Raw genomic sequence first — 17,776 nt, forward strand, 5'->3', positions numbered from 1 at the left:
GAATCAGTTCATGAACCCATTGGTTGGTCAATTGAATGGAAAAATGCAAGCCGGCAATCCGCATGTGTACGACATGCTCTCCACACTCGGCAAAGAAATCTACTTCCCGAAAGAAGGCATCCTGAGCCAATCTGCGGAAGCGACGAGCCATGCGAAAAAATATAACGCTACGATCGGTATTGCAACCGAAGGCGGAGTCCCGATGCATCTGGGCGTCATCCAGGACAAACTTTCGGCTTACCAGCCGAAGGATCTGTACCCGTATGCCCCTCCAGCAGGCAAACCGGAGCTGCGCTCCGTTTGGCGAAACAAGATGCTTCAAGAGAACCCTTCGCTTGAAGGCAAGAGCTTCAGCAATCCCATCGTCACGAATGCGCTGACGCATGGTCTTAGCATCGTAGCCGATTTGTTCGTGGATGAAGGGGACGCCGTGATTTATCCCGATAAGAACTGGGAGAATTACGAGCTGACATTCGGCATTCGCCGCCATGGCATTCATGTAACCTATCCTCTCTTTACGGACGATATGAAATTTAACGCCGAAGGACTTCGTCAAGCTCTGCTCAGCCAGAAGGATAAAGGCAAAGCGGTTGTTCTGCTGAACTTCCCGAACAACCCGACGGGCTATACGCCTGGTGCTCAGGAAGGAGCTGCCATCGTGTCCGCGATCCAGGAAGCCGCCGAAGCCGGCATGAATATTGTCGTCGTTACGGATGATGCGTATTTTGGATTGTTCTTTGAAGATTCACTGAAGGAATCGCTCTTCGGACGTCTGGCAGGCCTTCACCCTCGCGTGCTTCCTGTGAAGGTCGACGGTGCGACCAAGGAAGAATTCGTATGGGGATTCCGTGTCGGCTTTATCACGTATGCGGCAGAAGATAAAGACGTGCTGGACGCACTGGAGCAGAAAACGCTCGGCATTATCCGGGCAACGATATCCAGCGCCTCCCACCCTTCGCAAACCTTTGTTCTGGAGGCGCTGAAGACGCCGGAATTCCACGAACAGAAGGAAGAGAAATTCGTCATCATGAAAGGCCGCGCGAACAAAGTGAAATCCATTCTCGACAGCGGCAAATACGGCGATGCATGGGAATATTATCCGTTTAACTCCGGCTACTTCATGTGCCTGAAGCTGAACACGGTAAACGCCGAAGAGCTCCGTTCCCATCTCATCCATGAGTATGGCGTAGGAACCATCGCCCTTGGCGAGCATGATCTCCGGATCGCCTTCTCTTGTATTGACGAGGAGTATTTGGAGGATCTGTTCGACCTGGTCTACAAAGGAATTCAGGACCTGCAGAAGGCTTAATGATCGGCTGTATATGAAGAAGATATAAGCTCCAAATAACGAGAACATTAAACTCTTCAGCCCTCTCACTTCCCTACAGGAAGTCGGGAGGGCATTATTTATGTTCTGCGACATTCCTAAAATACACCGTTCATGCCGCCAAATATCCGACCTAAAACATTAAAATAGATCATGATAAAAGACAATATAAGGGCTATAGGTAAAACGACTACAAATTGCATTTTATTTTTAGGAATGATAAGTAATAAAACTAAGATCATCATTAGATATACTCCCATAAGCCATGGGATTAAATAGTAATGAGTGTGAATGGGTAAGTAAGCATGACGTAATTCAAACCCTTCTGACAGCAAAGCTGTGATGGGAAGCGCCGAAACCATATGAGAAAACAATCCATTTCCACGCGCATACCACATAATATAAGCGCAAACAGGAGATATCACCGCGCATATACCCCAAAAGACAATGGCTCTCTCTGGGAAAAAGTGTAGAAAAAGCACGGTGTAAGCATAATAAACGGTAAGCATGGATCCAAAGAAGACGAATACTTTTACAGCTGCTATTTTGGGCGAATAGCTGAACACCGATAAAAGCGCGGCAACAAATACCCATATGCCAAGACGTCCACCGATATTGTCAAATATGGGGTTAATACCCGGAGCATCCACAAGTTTTGCTGCTAAACCCAAAATAGCTCCGATTATCATTGCACTTACTATTGAAAAGACTTTTTGTTTTGTAGTTGATTTGTTCTGTACTCTAATCTGATTCAACCTGTGATGTATATCCATTTCCCCCTCCAATTTTTCATGATTATTTTACATCCTAACATAAATGAAGGCCCCCTTCTTGCTGTTAGAAGACGCTCCATGTACGAATCGTTCCTCCCATCGCTGTTGCCCCCACAAACGGATCTACTCTTCTCGTCAGATCGCCAAAGCCGTTCGCGAGAATGTCATGTTCATGTGGATTGCCAGAAACAGCGTCCGGATTTCCGAACCATCAATCGCTTTCGTCCCGAGCGTATGAAAGACGTACTGGAGAAGATCTTCACGAGCGTGCTTCTGTTTCTTGCCCAGGAGAATTACGTCAAATTGGAACATTACTTTGTGGACAGCACCTTCATTTTTTCTTCTGCCCTATATAAACGCTCGCCCATACACATAGACGATTAGCCACATACAATACCGTGTACTACAAATCAACGAACTGAAAGGGGAATGAACATGGGTGCAGTTGAAGAAGTAAGACACGGTGGATACGGCGGATACGGCGGATACGGCGGTGGATACGGAGTTGGAGCAATCCTGGTTCTCTTTATCCTGCTCGTTATCATCACTCGTTCTTTCTGGGTGTAATGACAACGAGATAACAGCCGAACAGAAATCGCAGCTCGCCACACCACGCACTGCGATTTCTGCAAACGGAATAACCCATACTATAAATGACAATAGAAGGCCGGGACGCTAACGTCCCGGCCTCTTCCCATTTATTCGTCGTCATCGTCTTCACGCCGGCTCTTCCGAGCAGCAGCGCTTCGGAACAGAAATACAAGCACGATACCTGCAACCAGCGTACCCAATATACGCCCGGGGGCACTAAGAATGCCCGGAATGAGCGGGAGCCACAGCAGGACAGCCCAGAACAGCTGCACCTGGAAGATGAGCTTCCCTTCATTGTCGCGGCGCGTTCCTTCCGGAAGCGGGTAGACATGCAGCCAGAACGATTCCGGATGAAGCTTTCGCAGTGCAGACAGCTGGAGTCCGATGATCATCAGGCTGATCAAATACACAATCGCCGATACCAGACTCTCCCGGGTCGCCCACACAAGAAAGGCACCCAGCAGTCCGACCCGAATCAGTATACCCAGAATATCACTGCGCGTCAGGCTCTTAATAAGAAGAAATCGATAGGCGCTTTCCTTCTTCCACGCCAATCCCTTGCCCCATCCGGACAGCCATTTCCGCGCATGGATACGCTGCCCGCGCTGAGGCACATTCACGAACCAGCTCAGCACCATCATCACCCGGCTCGCCTGTCTCTCATCGACGGCGATTAATCGCTCCCAAGCGACCAAATGCTTGACGGGGACTGACAAGGCGGCTACATACGTGAGGCCGAGCAGAGCCATAAATAGGAGGGCGCGGCCCGATGGATGCCATAACCAGGCGGCTAAGCTCAGCGCTGGAACGATCCAGCGGAGTGCCCGGTAGGCTGCTGCCGCGTTCCTTGACACCATAAGCTGCTCCTTCCAGCTCCCATAGCTGGACAGCAATTTAAACAGCGTTAGAACAACAAACGTAGCGAGCAGCGGTTTTGGCGAAACATCGCTGCGTATGTATAGAGGCCATAGAATTAACATCACCAGTCCTAAACCGATGATTTTATAAATGACGCCGCTGAACCACGCTTTACGGAAGTATTCCTTCATCCGGGATTCCTGCGGAATGAGGAACACCGTATCCGCCGAACGCAGATACGTGCGGATACTGCTGTTGATCATGAGAGGCACAAGGAAAATCATCATGATCCAGCGAATCGGCAGATCTGGTGGAATATTCTGCAGTAGTGCGGTGTACCAGGCAGCGAATGCAATCAGAACGAACAGAAATACGACGGCTACCCCGCTCTGTATGACATAGCCCAGATAGGGGAAAATTTCACCCCAGAACTGTCCGCGTCGTTTGACATACAGTTCACGCAGATTCATTCGCCGTTACCGTCCTGAATCAGCACATTAAACAGCTCCTCCAGCGACATGCCGGGTCTTCCGGCTTGATCCTGAATTTCCTTCAGCGTCCCCTGAGCAATGATGCTGCCGCGGTGCAGCACGATGAACCGGTCGCAATAATTCTCAATCGTGGAGAGAATATGAGAGCTCAGTAAGACCGAAGCGCCGGACGCCTTCAGCTCCAGCATGAAGTCAAGCAGCGAACGTATCCCGAGCGGATCAAGCCCAAGGAAGGGCTCATCAATAATGTACAGCGACGGTCTGGCTACGAAAGCGCACATGATCATCACTTTTTGGCGCATACCCTTGGATAAATGCGTGGACAGGCTGTCCATCTTCTCTTCCATACGGAACATCTTCGCCAGCTGCTCCGAACGCGCCTCATAATCTTCATGGGATACGCCATAGGAACGTGCCGTAAATTCCAGATGCTCGCGTACCGTCATCTCCTCATACAGCAGCGGGGATTCAGGAACAAACGCCAGGGCGCCGTGATAAGCTTCCGAATGCTCTGTGCGGCTCTTCCCTTGAACCTGAATACTCCCTTTTTGCGGATTCATCAGCCCGAGAATATGCTTCATCGTGGTACTCTTGCCCGCGCCGTTCAGGCCGATCAAACCTACCATCTCACCCGGTTTAACCTGAAAGGTTACGTCATGCAGAACCGGTCGGTTCATGCTATACCCGCCGCTTAATCCTTGAACAGACAATACCGGCTGTTCACTCATTATTGATCACCTCTTATTCTGAAAAGTCCGGTCCTTATGGATTTCGACCACATCCGCTGAATCGGACCCGAAAACAACATACCGGTTACAAGCTTCGCGTTTATGGAGTATTAGCTCCGTGGAGGCTTGTTCTTCAACCATTTCGGAGCGCCCTTGTTCTTGCGGTCCCGCTCCCTTTCACTCTGACGCTGACCCGATGCCTTTCCGCTTCCCGCCTTTCCATGGGCGCTGGTGGAAGCAGGCTTTCGGGCTGGTTTCTCTTTACGGGCAGTATCCCCGGCTGACCCACGTGGACCATGTCCTCGATCGGTTGGTGTTGAACGCGGGGCTCTTACCTTGCCGCCATAAAGGGCGCGTTCTTCGATCGATATGCCCAGCTCGCGATTGAACTTGCGCATGATAAACGTCTGACGGTCCGTTACGAGCGTTATCGCCATGCCGCTCCGCCCCATGCGTCCAGTGCGTCCTGCGCGGTGTGTGTAATGCTCGGCATCAATTGGAGGATCGTAATTGATCACCATGCCGAGTCCTTCGATGTCAAGTCCGCGGGCAGCGACATCGCTAGCGACCAAGAGCTTGGTACGCCCTTCTCTAAACGAATTCAGAACCCGGCTTCTAGTCATCTTGTCGGCATCACCATAGATGGCAGCCGCATTTAAGCCGAGGTAGTTCAACTTCGCTTCAACCTCTGCCAAATTCTCGGTGGCATTGACGAAGACAATCGCACGGTCTGGATTGTAATGCCGGACCACGCGGCGCAGCATGTCCAACTTGTCACGCTCTTCCGTCACAAAATAATAATGCTCCAGCGCGGACGGCGTCCGCTGCTCCGGATCAATCCCGATTTCGACCGGCTGATCCATCTCCTTCTTAACGAGCTCTGCCGTTTCCGGACTTACCGTGGCGGATAAGAACACCAATTGACGGTCACGTAATGCACTGCGCAGAATGCGATCCACATCGCCGGCGCCGCCCAGATTAAACACCTGATCCACCTCGTCCACTACGATCGTAGTCACTTGGTGCATTTTCAGTTTCCGGATTTCGATCAGTTCACGCACACGTCCCGGTGTCCCTACGATCAGCTGCGGATGCAGCTTAAGCTTCTCAATCTGACGCTTGGCTGCGGCACCGCCGATAAGACCAAGCACACCGATTCCGCGGGCTTCCCCGTAACGCTCGCTCTCTCTCACAATCTGAACAGCAAGCTCTTGGGTCGGAGCAAGAATCAATTTCTGGGCTCCCTTGATTTCCGGATCGATCCCCTGAAGCACAGGCAGCAAATAAGCAAGCGTCTTTCCTGTGCCTGTCTGTGAAGTCGCGAGCACATCCTTGCCTTCGAGTATGCGCGGTATAGCCTCAGCCTGAACGGGAGAAGGCGTGACAATGCCAAACTCCGTTAATCTGGAGGACAAATCCTCGGCTATTCCTAATGTATGAAATGTAGTTGCAGTCATATGTTAGTCCATCCTTTTTTTAGATATCAGAAGTCTATCATTCCAAGGCGCGTCTGCCTGATATCGCTAGAAAAACCTTCCGATACATGTGGTTTGTTTACTTTAATAGGGGTGGTAGCAGGCGTGTTTCCTAATAAGTGTTATTCGCTCTTTTTCATTATATGCCAAAACAGGAGTCCTCACCAAATCAAACATCCTAAACGGCGTGAACAGCACATCATACATGGTCATACGAATAGGCTTGATCACCCATCTGTTTAAGGCAAAAGAGAAAGAAACGACTTCGCGGCAGCAGATAGCGGAACACCTCGAAGCGTTGCAATTCCTATGCTGCGCTCGGGAATTGGCGGATGGATCGGCACCTCGATCAGCTGACCTGCTTGCAATTCCTCGTTAGCATAGTCTCGAATGACAAAAGCCAAGCCAAAGCCGCTCCGGGCAAACTGTACCAGCAGCTCAATGCTGCCAAGCTCAAACTCGGGTTTTAGCGTGACACCCTGCAGCTCAGCATACTGATCGACATACATTCTTGTGCTCCCGCCCCTCTCCAGCATAAGCAGCGGGTAGCTCCCGATATCGCGAAGGGACAACGGGTGTTGTAATTTGGCCCGCTCCGCAAATGATTTACCGGCAACTAAACAATCATGGATCGGGGAACTCGCGCGAAAATCGATTTGTTTATCGGAGGCCGGTAAATGAACGATGCCAAAATCAATCTTCCCTTCCTTGAGTAGGGACAACGTTTCCGGGGTTGTGCGGTTAGTAATGCGGATGCGAATATCCGGATAGGCGGCGTGGAAATACTCCAAATGCGGCAGCAGGTAATACTTGCACAGCGTATCGCTTGCTCCGATATTGATTTCGCCGCTATGCAAATTATGCATGTCCGCAATCGCCTTCTCGCCGATCTCGATAAAGCTGAAGGCCTGCTCGATATAGCGAAACAGCACATCACCCTCCGACGTGAGTTTAACCCCCCTGGTTGTCCGGAAGAACAGCGGCCCTCCGATCGTTCCCTCCAAATGCTTAATGGTATGGCTGACGGCCGGCTGGGTGATATGCAGATGCTCCGCTGCCTTCGATAAACTGCCGAGCCGGGCAGTCCAATAAAAGACACGATACCACTCCATATTGATTTCCATCATGATAACCTCGATTTTATCAAATGGTAACGGGAACCTGTATTGAAAGATATAGCTAAAAAATTCATCCGTTACCCGTATTCTTCTCTACAGAATCGTATAACATAAATTAATCTAATGTCTACTATTACTAATATCAATTTTATTTATAATGCTACAACTCATATAATGAGCGCTGTAAAAGAAAAAGACCGTAGGAGGCGAACACGTTTTGACAGTCACAGCCATTGTAGGAGCCAATTGGGGAGATGAAGGCAAAGGAAAAATGACGGATGTTCTTGCGGCGCAATCGTCGTATGTCGTTCGATTTCAGGGAGGGAGCAATGCAGGGCACACCATTATTAACGATTATGGGAAGTTTTCACTGCATATGCTGCCGTCGGGTGTATTCTATCCCAACGTAACGAATATCATCGGTCCGGGAACGGCTTTGGATATGGAGGTATTGATCAAAGAGCTGCAGGAGCTGGAAGCAAGGAACGTTCCCGCCCCCAAGCTGTTTATATCGGAGCGCGCCCAAGTCGTGCTTCCTATTCATCGGCTGCTGGATGAACTGGAAGAAGAGCGGCTAGGTGCCCGGGGATTCGGTTCTACGAAACGCGGGATCGCGCCATTCTATGCGGATAAATATGCCAAGCTGGGCATCCAGGCCGCTGATCTGTTCCACCCCGAGCGACTTCGTGAGCGGCTCGAGCAAATGCTCGCCATCAAGAACGTGCAGCTGCAGCATCTGTACGGGAGAGACCCGCTAAGCGTTGATGAGATGGTCACGCAACTGCTGGAGTCCTTTCAGTTCCTGTCTTCGTATATCGAGGACACGACCACGCTGCTGCAGCAGGCCTATATAAAAGGCGATCCCATCTTGGTTGAGGGCCAATTAGGAGCACTGCGCGACCCGGATCACGGGATCTACCCGTTCTCGACCTCCTCCTCCACGCTGGCAGGCTATGCACCGGTCGGGGCAGGACTGCCGCCGTACGCCATCAGCCAAGTCATTGCTGTTGTTAAGGCTTATTCAAGCTGTGTCGGCGCTGGCCCCTTCGTGACCGAACTGCATGGGGATGAAGCGGATGAGCTCCGCCGCCGCGGCGGGGACGCAGGAGAATACGGTGCAACGACCGGCCGGCCAAGACGAATGGGATGGTTTGATACGGTAGCCACTCGATACGGCTGTATGGTGCAGGGAGCTACCGAAGCCGTTCTCACCAACCTTGATGTCCTGGGGTATCTGGATGACATCCCCGTATGCGTTGGTTACGAGTTAGAGGATGGAAGCATCATTGACCATTTTCCGGTTACGGCCGATTTGCAGTCTGCGAAGCCTGTTCTGAGAACGCTGAAGGGCTGGAAATGCGACCTGTCGCATATCCGATCCTATGACGAGCTCCCGGAAGCCGCGCAGCAATATGTTCAGTTCATTGAATCATCCATTGGCGTTCCCATCAAGACGATTTCCGTCGGCCCGAGACGGGATCAGATTATGATGAGATAACCGGGTGACGGCTTGCTTTCACTTGATTTACGAAGCCTTCCAGAATCCGCCGGACTCCACGGGAATCGCTCAGCATTGGCAAATGGCCGGTGCTGAGGCTTTCCACCCCATCCGCAGACAGATTGGCTATCATGCTTTCCTGCATGGATAATCCGAACTCTTTGTCTTGGGTGAGTTTCACATAAAGCTTTGGCACATCGGGGATAGACGCTTGAACGCGATCCGTATAGACTCTGCGAGCTTCCGGAACAAACTCCGCTACGATTCGGGAGGCCACTTCCTCCGGCAGATCACTGCACAGCCCAGTACGGATTGCAGATTCGGGCGGCTTCGTGCCAGCCGTTTTTAAGATGATCGGCATGATGACCCTCTGGGGAAACGGAAGCGCCGAAACAAACGAACCGCCGCGCTTAGGAATGACCGCACCGATGGCAACAAACCCGGCAACACGGCCTGTGAACCGGGATGCCAGTTCGATAGCCAAAACCCCTCCCAAGGAATGCGCAACAATGACAAACTTGTTCGTCCCCCACGTTCTCACCTGCTCCGCCAAATGGTTTACGTAATCCTCCAGCGCCAAATGATGTCCGGATATCTCTGCCCCATCCCGCAATGGATAATTCACTTTCAAACACGGATGACCCAGCCCTTCCACAACGAAATCCCATACTCCTCCGTTCAATCCTGCTCCATGAATAAAAACAAATCCCAGCTCTTCTTTAAACTTGTCTTGTTTCATCCTATATTCTCCTCCCATGATGGACCCTGTCCCAAGGATTCATCGTGAACCCTTGCTGCTTGAGAACATCATATCCCTTAAATAAGACAAATATTGTCTTATTTAGAGAATAAGATAAAATGAATGATATGAGACGGAGGTAGTTCTATGCAGAAATCCCAGCGCCTGATTCAATTAATGATGATGATCAATGCAAAAAAATCGTTTACCGTAAAAGAACTGGCCGATGAATTCGGTCTCTCCGTCAGGACCCTTTCAAGAGATTTGGATGAGCTGAGCGGGCTCGGCGTTCCCATCTACTCTGTGCAAGGTCGAGGCGGCGGCTACAGACTGCTGCAGGAGCGGATGCTGCCGCCGATCAGTTTCACGGAAAGCGAAGCGATCGCCATCTTTTTTGCCTGCCAATCCTTAAGCTATTTCAGCACCCTGCCATTCGGTGACGGAGCCGCCACGGCACTCCACAAGTTCTATCATTATTTGCCGGCAGATATCAAAGAGCAGATCGACCGTCTTAAGGATCGCGTTATGATTCACAGTCCATTCCGTGCGATGTCCACCGAGATTTTACAAACGCTAATGGAAGCCGTCATGGTTCGGCAAGCGGTCACCATCTCCTATCGTTCATCCGCCGGAAGCAGCCAGCGGCATATTCAGCCTATCGGTTTGTATGCAAGCTCGGGCTACTGGTATTGTCCGGCCTACTGTTTCACTCAAGAGGATACCAGACAGTTCAGAGTCGACCGGATCATTGCGGCCAGTCCCAATGCGTCCATCGCGATCCGTGAAGATATCGCTAACCAAACGCTGCGTGACATACCGGAAACCGGGAATGGGGAAATGAAGCCGTTTGAGGTACAATTAACTTCTAAAGGGGTTTGGCTGCTTGAAACGGATACTCGCCTCGGTCCCCACATCGATAAGAACAAAGATGGCAGCGGAGTCGCTCAGCTTGAAATACCAGCGACCGACGTCATCTTCTATTCGGACTATGTGTGGCGTCTCGGAGAGGAAGCAACCATCATCTCGCCTGCTGAAGCGGTTCAATGGACCCGGGAGAAAATTGAAGCCATGAGGCTAAGGTATACATAAGGGTAAAATCGATTCCGTATAAAACATATAAAGGAGGAGAAGATACATGACTTCACAAGTTGATCATTTAATCCAGCGGATAACAGAAGAACTTCGGGAGGTGCCCGGCGTGATAGGGGTCGTACTCGGGGGATCCAGAGCCAAAGGAACCGCCAAACCGGATTCCGATATCGATATCGGCATTTATTACGATGAATCACAAGGATTTAAGGTGGAGAACATCGCTAGGGTGGCGCAGAAATTAGATGACGAGCATCGGGATGGGATTATCACTTCATTAGGCGAATGGGGTGCCTGGGTTAACGGGGGCGGATGGTTAGTGATCGAGGGTTATCATGTGGATTTCTTATTCCGTGATGTACACCGCGTGTCCGGCATCATCGACGACTGTTCCGCAGGCTTGGTGTCAGCCCATTACCAAACCGGACATCCGCATGCCTATCTGAATGTGATGTATATGGGGGAACTTGCGATTTGTCGTATACTCTCAGATTCGGATAACCGAATACAGACCTTGAAAGCCAAAACGGTTCCTTATCCAAAAACATTAAAGGATGCGATGGTCGGCTTCTTTACCTTCGAAGCATCCTTCTCCTTGATGTTTGCGGATAAAACAGCTGCCAGCGATGATATCACTTATGTTACCGGTCACTGCTTCCGCTGCATTTCGTGCTTGAATCAAGTGCTGTTTGCCAAAAATGAGTTGTACTGCATCAATGAGAAGCGTGCGGTAGCCATGATCGAAACCTTTCCCATCAAGCCGGCCAATTACAAGCAACGCTTGGATCAGGTAATCACACTGCTCTCCTCAGATACAGAAAAAACAAAACAAGCCACTGCGCTGCTTCAGGAGCTTGTTGCCGAAACCGAAGCGTTGTAGCGCCGCAGCCGTTATTTCTTATTCATCCATTTGTAAGACACGCGGTCTGCAAACCTTGGAAACAGCTGGTACAGCCTTATGCCCAGTGAGGCCAGCCTCGGAAGATTGAGTTCTTCCTTGCGCTTTTTCACCAGCTTCACGACCTGTTCCGCAACATACTCGGCCTTCATCATGAACCAGCTCACATTATTGACATAACCGCCTGTCGGATCTGCCAAGGAAAAGAACGGGGTATCAATGGGGCCAGGGTTTACAGTAGATACGGTTATGCCCGTGTTCCGCAGCTCCTGCCGGAGTGAATTGCTAAACCCAAGCACGGCATGCTTGGTGGCCGAATAGGCGGTGGATTTGGCCGTTCCGATTTTTCCGGCCATGGACGCAATGTTGACGATTTGGCCGTCAGCCCGCTTCAGCATCCCTGGCAGCACAGCTTGCGTACAGCGCACGATGCCCATATAATTGACGTCCATCATGTCCTGAAACTCTTCTTGACGCATGTCCATAACAGCTTCGAACTTGCCGTAGCCGGCATTGTTAATCAGCACGTCGATTCTGCCATGGCGGCTAAGAAGGCCTTCCATGACAGACTGCACCTGCTCGGGGCTCTGAACATCCATGGTTGCAAGCTCATGGGGGCCTAGTATTCGCGCACCCACCTCCTGCAGACGTTCTGCCGAACGGGCGCACAGAACCACGTATGCTCCTTCCGCAGAAAGCTTCTCCGCGATCAAGGCGCCGATTCCGCTGGATGCTCCCGTAACGACGATAACTTTATTTTTCAGCATGATTTCATATCCCTTTCTTCGCCGGCACAGCTCTTGATTCCTTATCATTAAAGAGCCTTACATACTCGGCCATTGGGTTCGTTACTCCTATTTTATGAAATCATGACTTGAATATCCAGCTCTCCGATTCCTTCCATTCTCAGCGGAATACAAAGCGCCTTCTTCTGAATAAGAGTGGATGTGCTATCCGACCTCATTACTTTGGGAGGCGTAATATCCACGCTGACGCCCTGGTTCGATAAAATGGTGCTGGCATTGCCGCTGATCATGTTGCCGAGCTCCGAAATCGCGCTTTGTCCCATCTCATCCATCTCGGTAATGACATAGCCGCCCATCATCACCGATACCATCTGCAGGGCTACCTGCTCCTGAATTCCAAATACAATGTCACCGTTCATTTGGCCTGTCATGCCGATTTGGATCCAGATATGATTCTCCAAATATCCGATCTCTTTGACCCCAAGATTCCCCGTGGAAGGTGAAACCTGTATGACTTGTTCGATCACGTGTCGTGCGGACTCTAAAAAAGGATTGATGACTTCCGCTTTCATTCCTCATTACGCCCCTTTCACTAGGTTGTTGGTCAGGGTCCCAAAGTCCCACCTATATATTTAAACATTATAATGGATACCTTGTAATAAATCATCACAAAATAGCGACAGTCCTCATTCCAACAACTGTCTTGCCATGTCAGCTATCGCTTGAAACGCTTTAGTACGAAGATATTCCTTTCGCTTAAACGGGCCTTTGGTCTCACCTTTGTTCTATGTCTACTTTACTATTATCGGAAGGTTTCCCCATCTTTTAATAATAATTAAATGGAAATTAAAATGTTTTTCATTTTTTCGGCCGAAAACCACCAGGTTTGCTCCCTTCATTGCTCCACCGGGAAGAATAACCTATAATTTAAATAATACAGATTGCACGCGATAGATGAGCGGAAGAATATATCAAGTAAGGAGGAAGGCTATGAACATCAGCCAATTGGAAACGCTTATTACCATCTCCAAAACGATGAGCTTTCGCAAAGCGGGAGAGCTTCTTAATCTGACACAACCGGCGGTATCCGCCCAGATCAAGAGCCTGGAAGAAGAATTTAAAACGGTGCTGGTGGACCGGAGTCAGCCCGTGACGTTAACCGACCGGGGGCAGGTCTTCGTGGACCATGCCGAACAGATCCTCGGGATCGTGGATGAGCTGAAGCAGCGGCTATCCGACCTTGATCAAACTCCCCAGGGTCATATTCAGCTGGGTACAACCACTTCCATAGCGATTCAGATCCTGCCACGGGTACTTTCCTACTTTCAGGATCAATTCCCTCATATTAAAACAACCATTCAATCCATGGCCTCATCACAAATCTATCACAGCGTAGAGAACGGGCTCATCGACATCGGGATCGGTTATCTGATCGAGCGCAATCCCAACTTGAGCACATCCATTCTGTACTACGATACCTTTGAGCTTGTCGTATCCCCTCAGCATCCGCTAGCCAAACTCTCCACGGCAAGCATGGATGTGCTGGGTGGAACCCCCCTTATTCTGCTAACACGTGACACCGTCGGCCGCCGCTTCGCAGATGACGTAATGAAGAAGCACGGCATTGAGCCGCAGGTTGTCATGGAACTGTCAAGCAGTGAAGAAATTAAACGGATGGTCGAGATCAATTTGGGCGCAGCCATTATATCGAAGCAGTCCGTCGCGACGGAGCTGCGCAACGGCACCCTGCAGATTGTTCCCCTGAGCGAGCTTGAAGTTAGCCACCCTGTCGGCGTAATCTATAAGAGCGGACGATACGTCAGCTCCGCTATGCGTCAATTCCTCAGTGATCTGAAGGGCATGCCCGAGACACAGTTCATCAGCAGCGAATAACGCCACATCAAACCTAGAATAATAACCAATCAAGCGATATGAAGGAGGTCAACATGAAATTTGATCTGCACACCCATCATTTCCGCTGCGGCCACGCAGACGGCAACATTCGAGATTATATCGAGGCTGCGATTGCGGCAGATTTACAGGTGATTGGAATCTCGGACCACACTCCATACTTCGGGAGCCCGGAAGAGCAGCCCTTTCCAGCCATCTCCATGGCAAAAAGGGACTTTGCGGAGTACGTACAAGAAGTTCTGGACTTAAAGCGGGAATATGAAGGTAAAATCAAAGTCCTGCTGGGCATTGAATCCGATTATTTTCCGAATCATGCTAAGGTTTATCAGCAGGCATTAAATGCCTACCCTTTTGACTACATCATCGGCTCCATCCATCACGTTAGGGATGTCAGCATCTTCAATAAAAACCGCTGGAAGAACCTGACGCAGCAGCAGCAGGTTGCCGATAAAGAGGAATACTTCAATCTGATCCGCCAATCCGCGCGAAGCGGAATGTTCCAGATCATCGCCCATATGGATGCCATGAAGGGCAATTATCCGCTGTTCTCCGAAATCAAGGCCGACGAAGCGATCGAGGAAACGTTGAAAGTCATCGCGGAATCAGGCCTGGCGATCGAGATCAACACTTCCGGCAAAACCAAGCTGTGCGGCGGCTGGTATCCATCGGGCGCCATCTTGGAGGTCGCGCACCATCACGGCGTTGACGTCACCTTCGGCTCCGACGCCCATAAACCGTCACGGGTCGGAGATGAATTTGACGAAGTGGCCAAAGTGCTCAAAGAAATCGGATACACGGAATGGGTATATTTCGAACAAAAACAGAAGGTGACCGTACCTCTTTAAAGGGGGTACACCCTCCTTCTGTTTTTTTGCATTTACATAGGAAGCACAGCAAAATAGGCAAAAAAAAGTGGACCCGTTACCGGGTCCAAAACATAATATATATTCTCAAAAGGGGGTCATGTGATAAGTTTAACCCGCGGCTGTTAGAGTTTGATAACAGGTATATTTCATTTGTGTAACAAATTCCAAGTGAGCCTTTCATCTTGACATGTTCAGATCACAGATTTCATTCCCTTCATGCCATTGAGCGCAAGGTGAGCACGGTAAGCTCCGGTTTGCATAAGAAACGAAAAGGCAGCTGCGTCGTGCCGATTCCCCTATTTACATAGAGCAGCATTCCACGTGAACCGAGGGTATATAGGCCTTGCACATAACGCTTTGCCCCGGGCGGCGTGATCACCTCTCCCATCCAGGGCAAGCGGATCTGGCCCCCATGGCTGTGTCCCGACAGCTGGAGATGGAATGAATGGGCTGCAGTTGTGTCAGCATAATCCGGCTCGTGCATCAGCAGCAGCTTGAACATTCCGTCTGGTAAATCTTGAATGACTGCTGCCGGATCCGGCTGGCCCCAGAATGCATCGTCCAAACCTGCCACTGCAATGACAGCACCATCCCGCCTTAGCTTCACGGCGGTGTTCCGCAGCACCTGAAATCCGGCCTCTTCCTCCATAGAAATCAGTGTCTCCACATCTTTGTAATCATGGTTACCCAATATAGAAAATAAGCCGAGAGGGGCCTTCAGCTCGGTGAACGGTTGAATGGCGGCCCTCATATCCTCTGTGTTACCGTCCACCATATCCCCTGTGAAACAGATCATGTCCGGTTTCTCATTTTGAATCGCTTGTACCACACGGGCCACGTCTTTTGCCCCGGTGTGAAAGCCCAGATGCAAATCGCTAAACTGAACGACCTTCATCCCATCAAAAGCCTTAGGCAGTGAAGGAAGCGCCAATGTCCGTCTCGTAATGTCCAATTGATGAGGCTCCCATAAAGACGCGTAAGCCCCGCCTGCAGCGCCAACACCAACCACGGCGGAAACACCGATCTTCAGAAATTGGCGGCGCGTCATCTTCGTCTGCATGACGTCTCGCTTTGCCCCGTCCTGGACTGTGCCATGGGGAGTAGACGAGGATGGATTTCTCATAGGTGGACTTCCTCCTATATAATAATAAAAGAGTACAAGTTTTAACGGTCTTACGGTTATTCATATATATGGAATAGCAAGAGAAAGGGGTTTACGTATGACTGATAACGATTCAATCACAGCATTAGTTTCAGATCAGCGGCGTTTTTTTCATAAAGACATCACCAAGGAAGTGGATTTCCGACTGCAGCAGCTGACCAAGCTCCGCCAAGTACTGATTGCCAGGGAAAACGATATCATGGAGGCCCTTCGTAAAGACTTGAACAAAAGCGAGCAGGAGGCCTTCACGACTGAGATCGGGATTGTCTATAAGGAGCTTTCCTTTGTCATAAAGAATCTGAAGCGCTGGGCCAAGCCGCAGCGTGTCAAAACCGCACTGACGCATGTAGGCAGCAAGGGAATGGTCTACGCTGAGCCCTACGGGACGGCACTGATTATTGCTCCCTGGAATTATCCTTGGCAATTGGCCATCTCTCCACTGATCGGAGCTTTGGCCGCCGGAAACACCGCAATTGTAAAGCCCTCCGAGCTGACACCTAACGTATCCGGACTCATTACGTCCATCATCACGGAGACGTTTGAGCCGCAATATGTGGCTTCGGTGGAGGGAGGACCCGAGGTAAGCACGAGCCTGCTGGAGCAGCCGATGGATTATATCTTCTTTACCGGCAGTACCCATGTCGGCAAAATTGTCATGGAGGCCGCCGCCAAGCAGTTGATCCCGGTAACGCTGGAGCTTGGAGGCAAAAGCCCCTGTATCGTCCACGAGGATGCCCCCCTGGCCCTGGCGGCTTCACGTATCGCATTCGGCAAATATACAAATGCCGGCCAAACCTGCGTCGCGCCGGATTATGTTCTCGTACACAGCAAGGTGAAGGAGAAGTTCATCGCGCACCTGAAAGACGCCATCACTTCGTTCTACGGCGAGAACCCGCTAACCAATCCCGACTATGGGCGCATTGTTTCGGAGAAGCATTTTGACCGGCTGTCCGGCTTTCTGGACAACGGAACCCTGCGCCATGGCGGGAACAGTTCAAAGGAAAAATTGCTCATCGAGCCCACCGTGCTGGACGATATCACTTGGGATATGCCAGTCATGGAAGAAGAGATTTTTGGCCCCCTGTGCCCAATCCTGACTTACGAGAATGTACACGAAGCTGTCCAGGCGATTAATCACCGCCCCAAACCGCTCGCCCTTTACTTGTTCACGGAGAATGAAGACGTTCAGGATTACGTACTCTCCTCGGTTTCTTTTGGCGGGGGATGTGTTAACGATACGCTGATGCATCTGGCCACTCCCTTCCTTCCATTCGGAGGTGTCGGTGAGAGCGGAATGGGCGCCTACCACGGGGAATACAGCTTCCATACCTTCTCCCATAAGAAGAGCGTGCTCAAGCAAACCAACCGGTTCGATTTTAAATTCCGCTACCCTTCCAAGAACGGGCTCGGCATTCTGAAAAAGCTGATGAAACCTTAGTCTTAACTAAGACTTCGCTCACTTTCCATTTGCTAACATAAAGTAGGGGAGCCACTATCATGGCTCCC

The 17,776-nt window shown here is 50.5% G+C and carries 18 protein-coding genes; 8 read left to right on the forward strand and 10 right to left on the reverse strand.

The features are described from left to right. Positions 1-10: 10 nt before the first annotated feature. Positions 11-1,309 carry an aminotransferase class I/II-fold pyridoxal phosphate-dependent enzyme gene (locus MHH48_RS29690; protein ID WP_076324800.1) on the forward strand — a complete coding sequence of 433 codons (1,299 nt, stop codon included), beginning with the start codon at positions 11-13 and terminating at the stop codon, positions 1,307-1,309. A gap of 116 nt (positions 1,310-1,425) precedes the next feature. Here MHH48_RS29690 and MHH48_RS29695 read toward each other — a convergent pair whose 3' ends face one another. Beyond that, a complete protein-coding gene (locus tag MHH48_RS29695; protein WP_076324801.1) occupies positions 1,426-2,100 on the reverse strand; it encodes a hypothetical protein in 675 nt (224 codons plus the stop codon). Positions 2,101-2,235: 135 nt separating this feature from the next. Next, positions 2,236-2,412: a hypothetical protein gene (locus tag MHH48_RS29700; RefSeq protein WP_179090692.1), complete on the reverse strand. Its 177-nt coding sequence runs from the start codon at positions 2,410-2,412 to the stop codon at positions 2,236-2,238. A 123-nt stretch (positions 2,413-2,535) separates the two neighbouring features. Between MHH48_RS29700 and MHH48_RS29705 the strand changes: the two genes are divergently transcribed. Then, a complete protein-coding gene (locus tag MHH48_RS29705) occupies positions 2,536-2,667 on the forward strand; it encodes a sporulation protein YjcZ (RefSeq protein WP_083659776.1) in 132 nt (43 codons plus the stop codon). 131 nt (positions 2,668-2,798) lie between these two features. On the opposite strand, the gene MHH48_RS29710 is transcribed toward MHH48_RS29705, so the two are convergent. The 4 genes from MHH48_RS29710 to MHH48_RS29725 form a co-directional block, all read right to left on the reverse strand. Next, positions 2,799-4,019 (reverse strand): ABC transporter permease, encoded by a 1,221-nt coding sequence (locus MHH48_RS29710; protein WP_076324802.1) that lies wholly within the window; start codon positions 4,017-4,019, stop codon positions 2,799-2,801. Beyond that, positions 4,016-4,768 (reverse strand): ABC transporter ATP-binding protein, encoded by a 753-nt coding sequence (locus MHH48_RS29715; RefSeq protein WP_076324803.1) that lies wholly within the window; start codon positions 4,766-4,768, stop codon positions 4,016-4,018. Before MHH48_RS29715 ends, MHH48_RS29710 begins: the two co-directional genes overlap by 4 nt. A gap of 110 nt (positions 4,769-4,878) precedes the next feature. Next, positions 4,879-6,225 carry a DEAD/DEAH box helicase gene (locus MHH48_RS29720; protein ID WP_076324804.1) on the reverse strand — a complete coding sequence of 449 codons (1,347 nt, stop codon included), beginning with the start codon at positions 6,223-6,225 and terminating at the stop codon, positions 4,879-4,881. A 257-nt stretch (positions 6,226-6,482) separates the two neighbouring features. Continuing rightward, positions 6,483-7,367 (reverse strand): LysR family transcriptional regulator, encoded by an 885-nt coding sequence (locus tag MHH48_RS29725; RefSeq protein WP_076324805.1) that lies wholly within the window; start codon positions 7,365-7,367, stop codon positions 6,483-6,485. A gap of 211 nt (positions 7,368-7,578) precedes the next feature. Here MHH48_RS29725 and MHH48_RS29730 point away from each other — a divergent pair, with 211 nt between their 5' ends. Beyond that, positions 7,579-8,859: an adenylosuccinate synthase gene (locus MHH48_RS29730; protein ID WP_076324806.1), complete on the forward strand. Its 1,281-nt coding sequence runs from the start codon at positions 7,579-7,581 to the stop codon at positions 8,857-8,859. Here MHH48_RS29730 and MHH48_RS29735 read toward each other — a convergent pair. Next, positions 8,846-9,598: an alpha/beta hydrolase gene (locus MHH48_RS29735; RefSeq protein WP_076324807.1), complete on the reverse strand. Its 753-nt coding sequence runs from the start codon at positions 9,596-9,598 to the stop codon at positions 8,846-8,848. The genes MHH48_RS29730 and MHH48_RS29735 overlap by 14 nt on opposite strands. A 147-nt stretch (positions 9,599-9,745) precedes the next feature. Between MHH48_RS29735 and MHH48_RS29740 the strand changes: the two genes are divergently transcribed. Together MHH48_RS29740 and MHH48_RS29745 are read left to right on the forward strand one after the other, a co-directional pair. Then, positions 9,746-10,687 (forward strand): YafY family protein, encoded by a 942-nt coding sequence (locus MHH48_RS29740; protein ID WP_076324808.1) that lies wholly within the window; start codon positions 9,746-9,748, stop codon positions 10,685-10,687. A 46-nt stretch (positions 10,688-10,733) separates the two neighbouring features. Next, a complete protein-coding gene (locus tag MHH48_RS29745) occupies positions 10,734-11,567 on the forward strand; it encodes a nucleotidyltransferase domain-containing protein (RefSeq protein WP_076324809.1) in 834 nt (277 codons plus the stop codon). Between the two features lie 11 nt (positions 11,568-11,578). On the opposite strand, the gene MHH48_RS29750 is transcribed toward MHH48_RS29745, so the two are convergent. Beyond that, positions 11,579-12,352 carry an SDR family oxidoreductase gene (locus MHH48_RS29750; RefSeq protein ID WP_076324810.1) on the reverse strand — a complete coding sequence of 258 codons (774 nt, stop codon included), beginning with the start codon at positions 12,350-12,352 and terminating at the stop codon, positions 11,579-11,581. 92 nt (positions 12,353-12,444) lie between these two features. After that, the gene (locus MHH48_RS29755) at positions 12,445-12,903 is read right to left on the reverse strand and encodes a chemotaxis protein CheX (RefSeq protein ID WP_076324811.1); all 459 of its coding nucleotides are present in this window, start codon (positions 12,901-12,903) and stop codon (positions 12,445-12,447) included. Positions 12,904-13,321: 418 nt separating this feature from the next. Here MHH48_RS29755 and MHH48_RS29760 point away from each other — a divergent pair, with 418 nt between their 5' ends. Both MHH48_RS29760 and MHH48_RS29765 read left to right on the forward strand, forming a co-directional pair. Next, positions 13,322-14,224, forward strand: a complete 903-nt coding sequence (locus MHH48_RS29760) for a LysR family transcriptional regulator (protein ID WP_071222421.1) — start codon at positions 13,322-13,324, stop codon at positions 14,222-14,224. Positions 14,225-14,277: 53 nt separating this feature from the next. Beyond that, a complete protein-coding gene (locus MHH48_RS29765) occupies positions 14,278-15,087 on the forward strand; it encodes a histidinol-phosphatase (protein WP_076324812.1) in 810 nt (269 codons plus the stop codon). Between the two features lie 235 nt (positions 15,088-15,322). Here the strand turns inward: MHH48_RS29765 and MHH48_RS29770 are convergent, their stop codons facing one another. Beyond that, positions 15,323-16,231, reverse strand: a complete 909-nt coding sequence (locus MHH48_RS29770; RefSeq protein ID WP_076324813.1) for a metallophosphoesterase — start codon at positions 16,229-16,231, stop codon at positions 15,323-15,325. A 97-nt stretch (positions 16,232-16,328) separates the two neighbouring features. On the opposite strand from MHH48_RS29770, the gene MHH48_RS29775 reads away from it, so the two are divergent. Next, a complete protein-coding gene (locus tag MHH48_RS29775; protein ID WP_076324814.1) occupies positions 16,329-17,708 on the forward strand; it encodes an aldehyde dehydrogenase in 1,380 nt (459 codons plus the stop codon). The last annotated feature ends 68 nt before the right edge of the window (positions 17,709-17,776 follow it).

The sequence above is a fragment of the Paenibacillus sp. FSL F4-0100 genome (assembly GCF_037993005.1).
In the GTDB taxonomy this organism is placed as follows: domain Bacteria; phylum Bacillota; class Bacilli; order Paenibacillales; family Paenibacillaceae; genus Paenibacillus_AQ.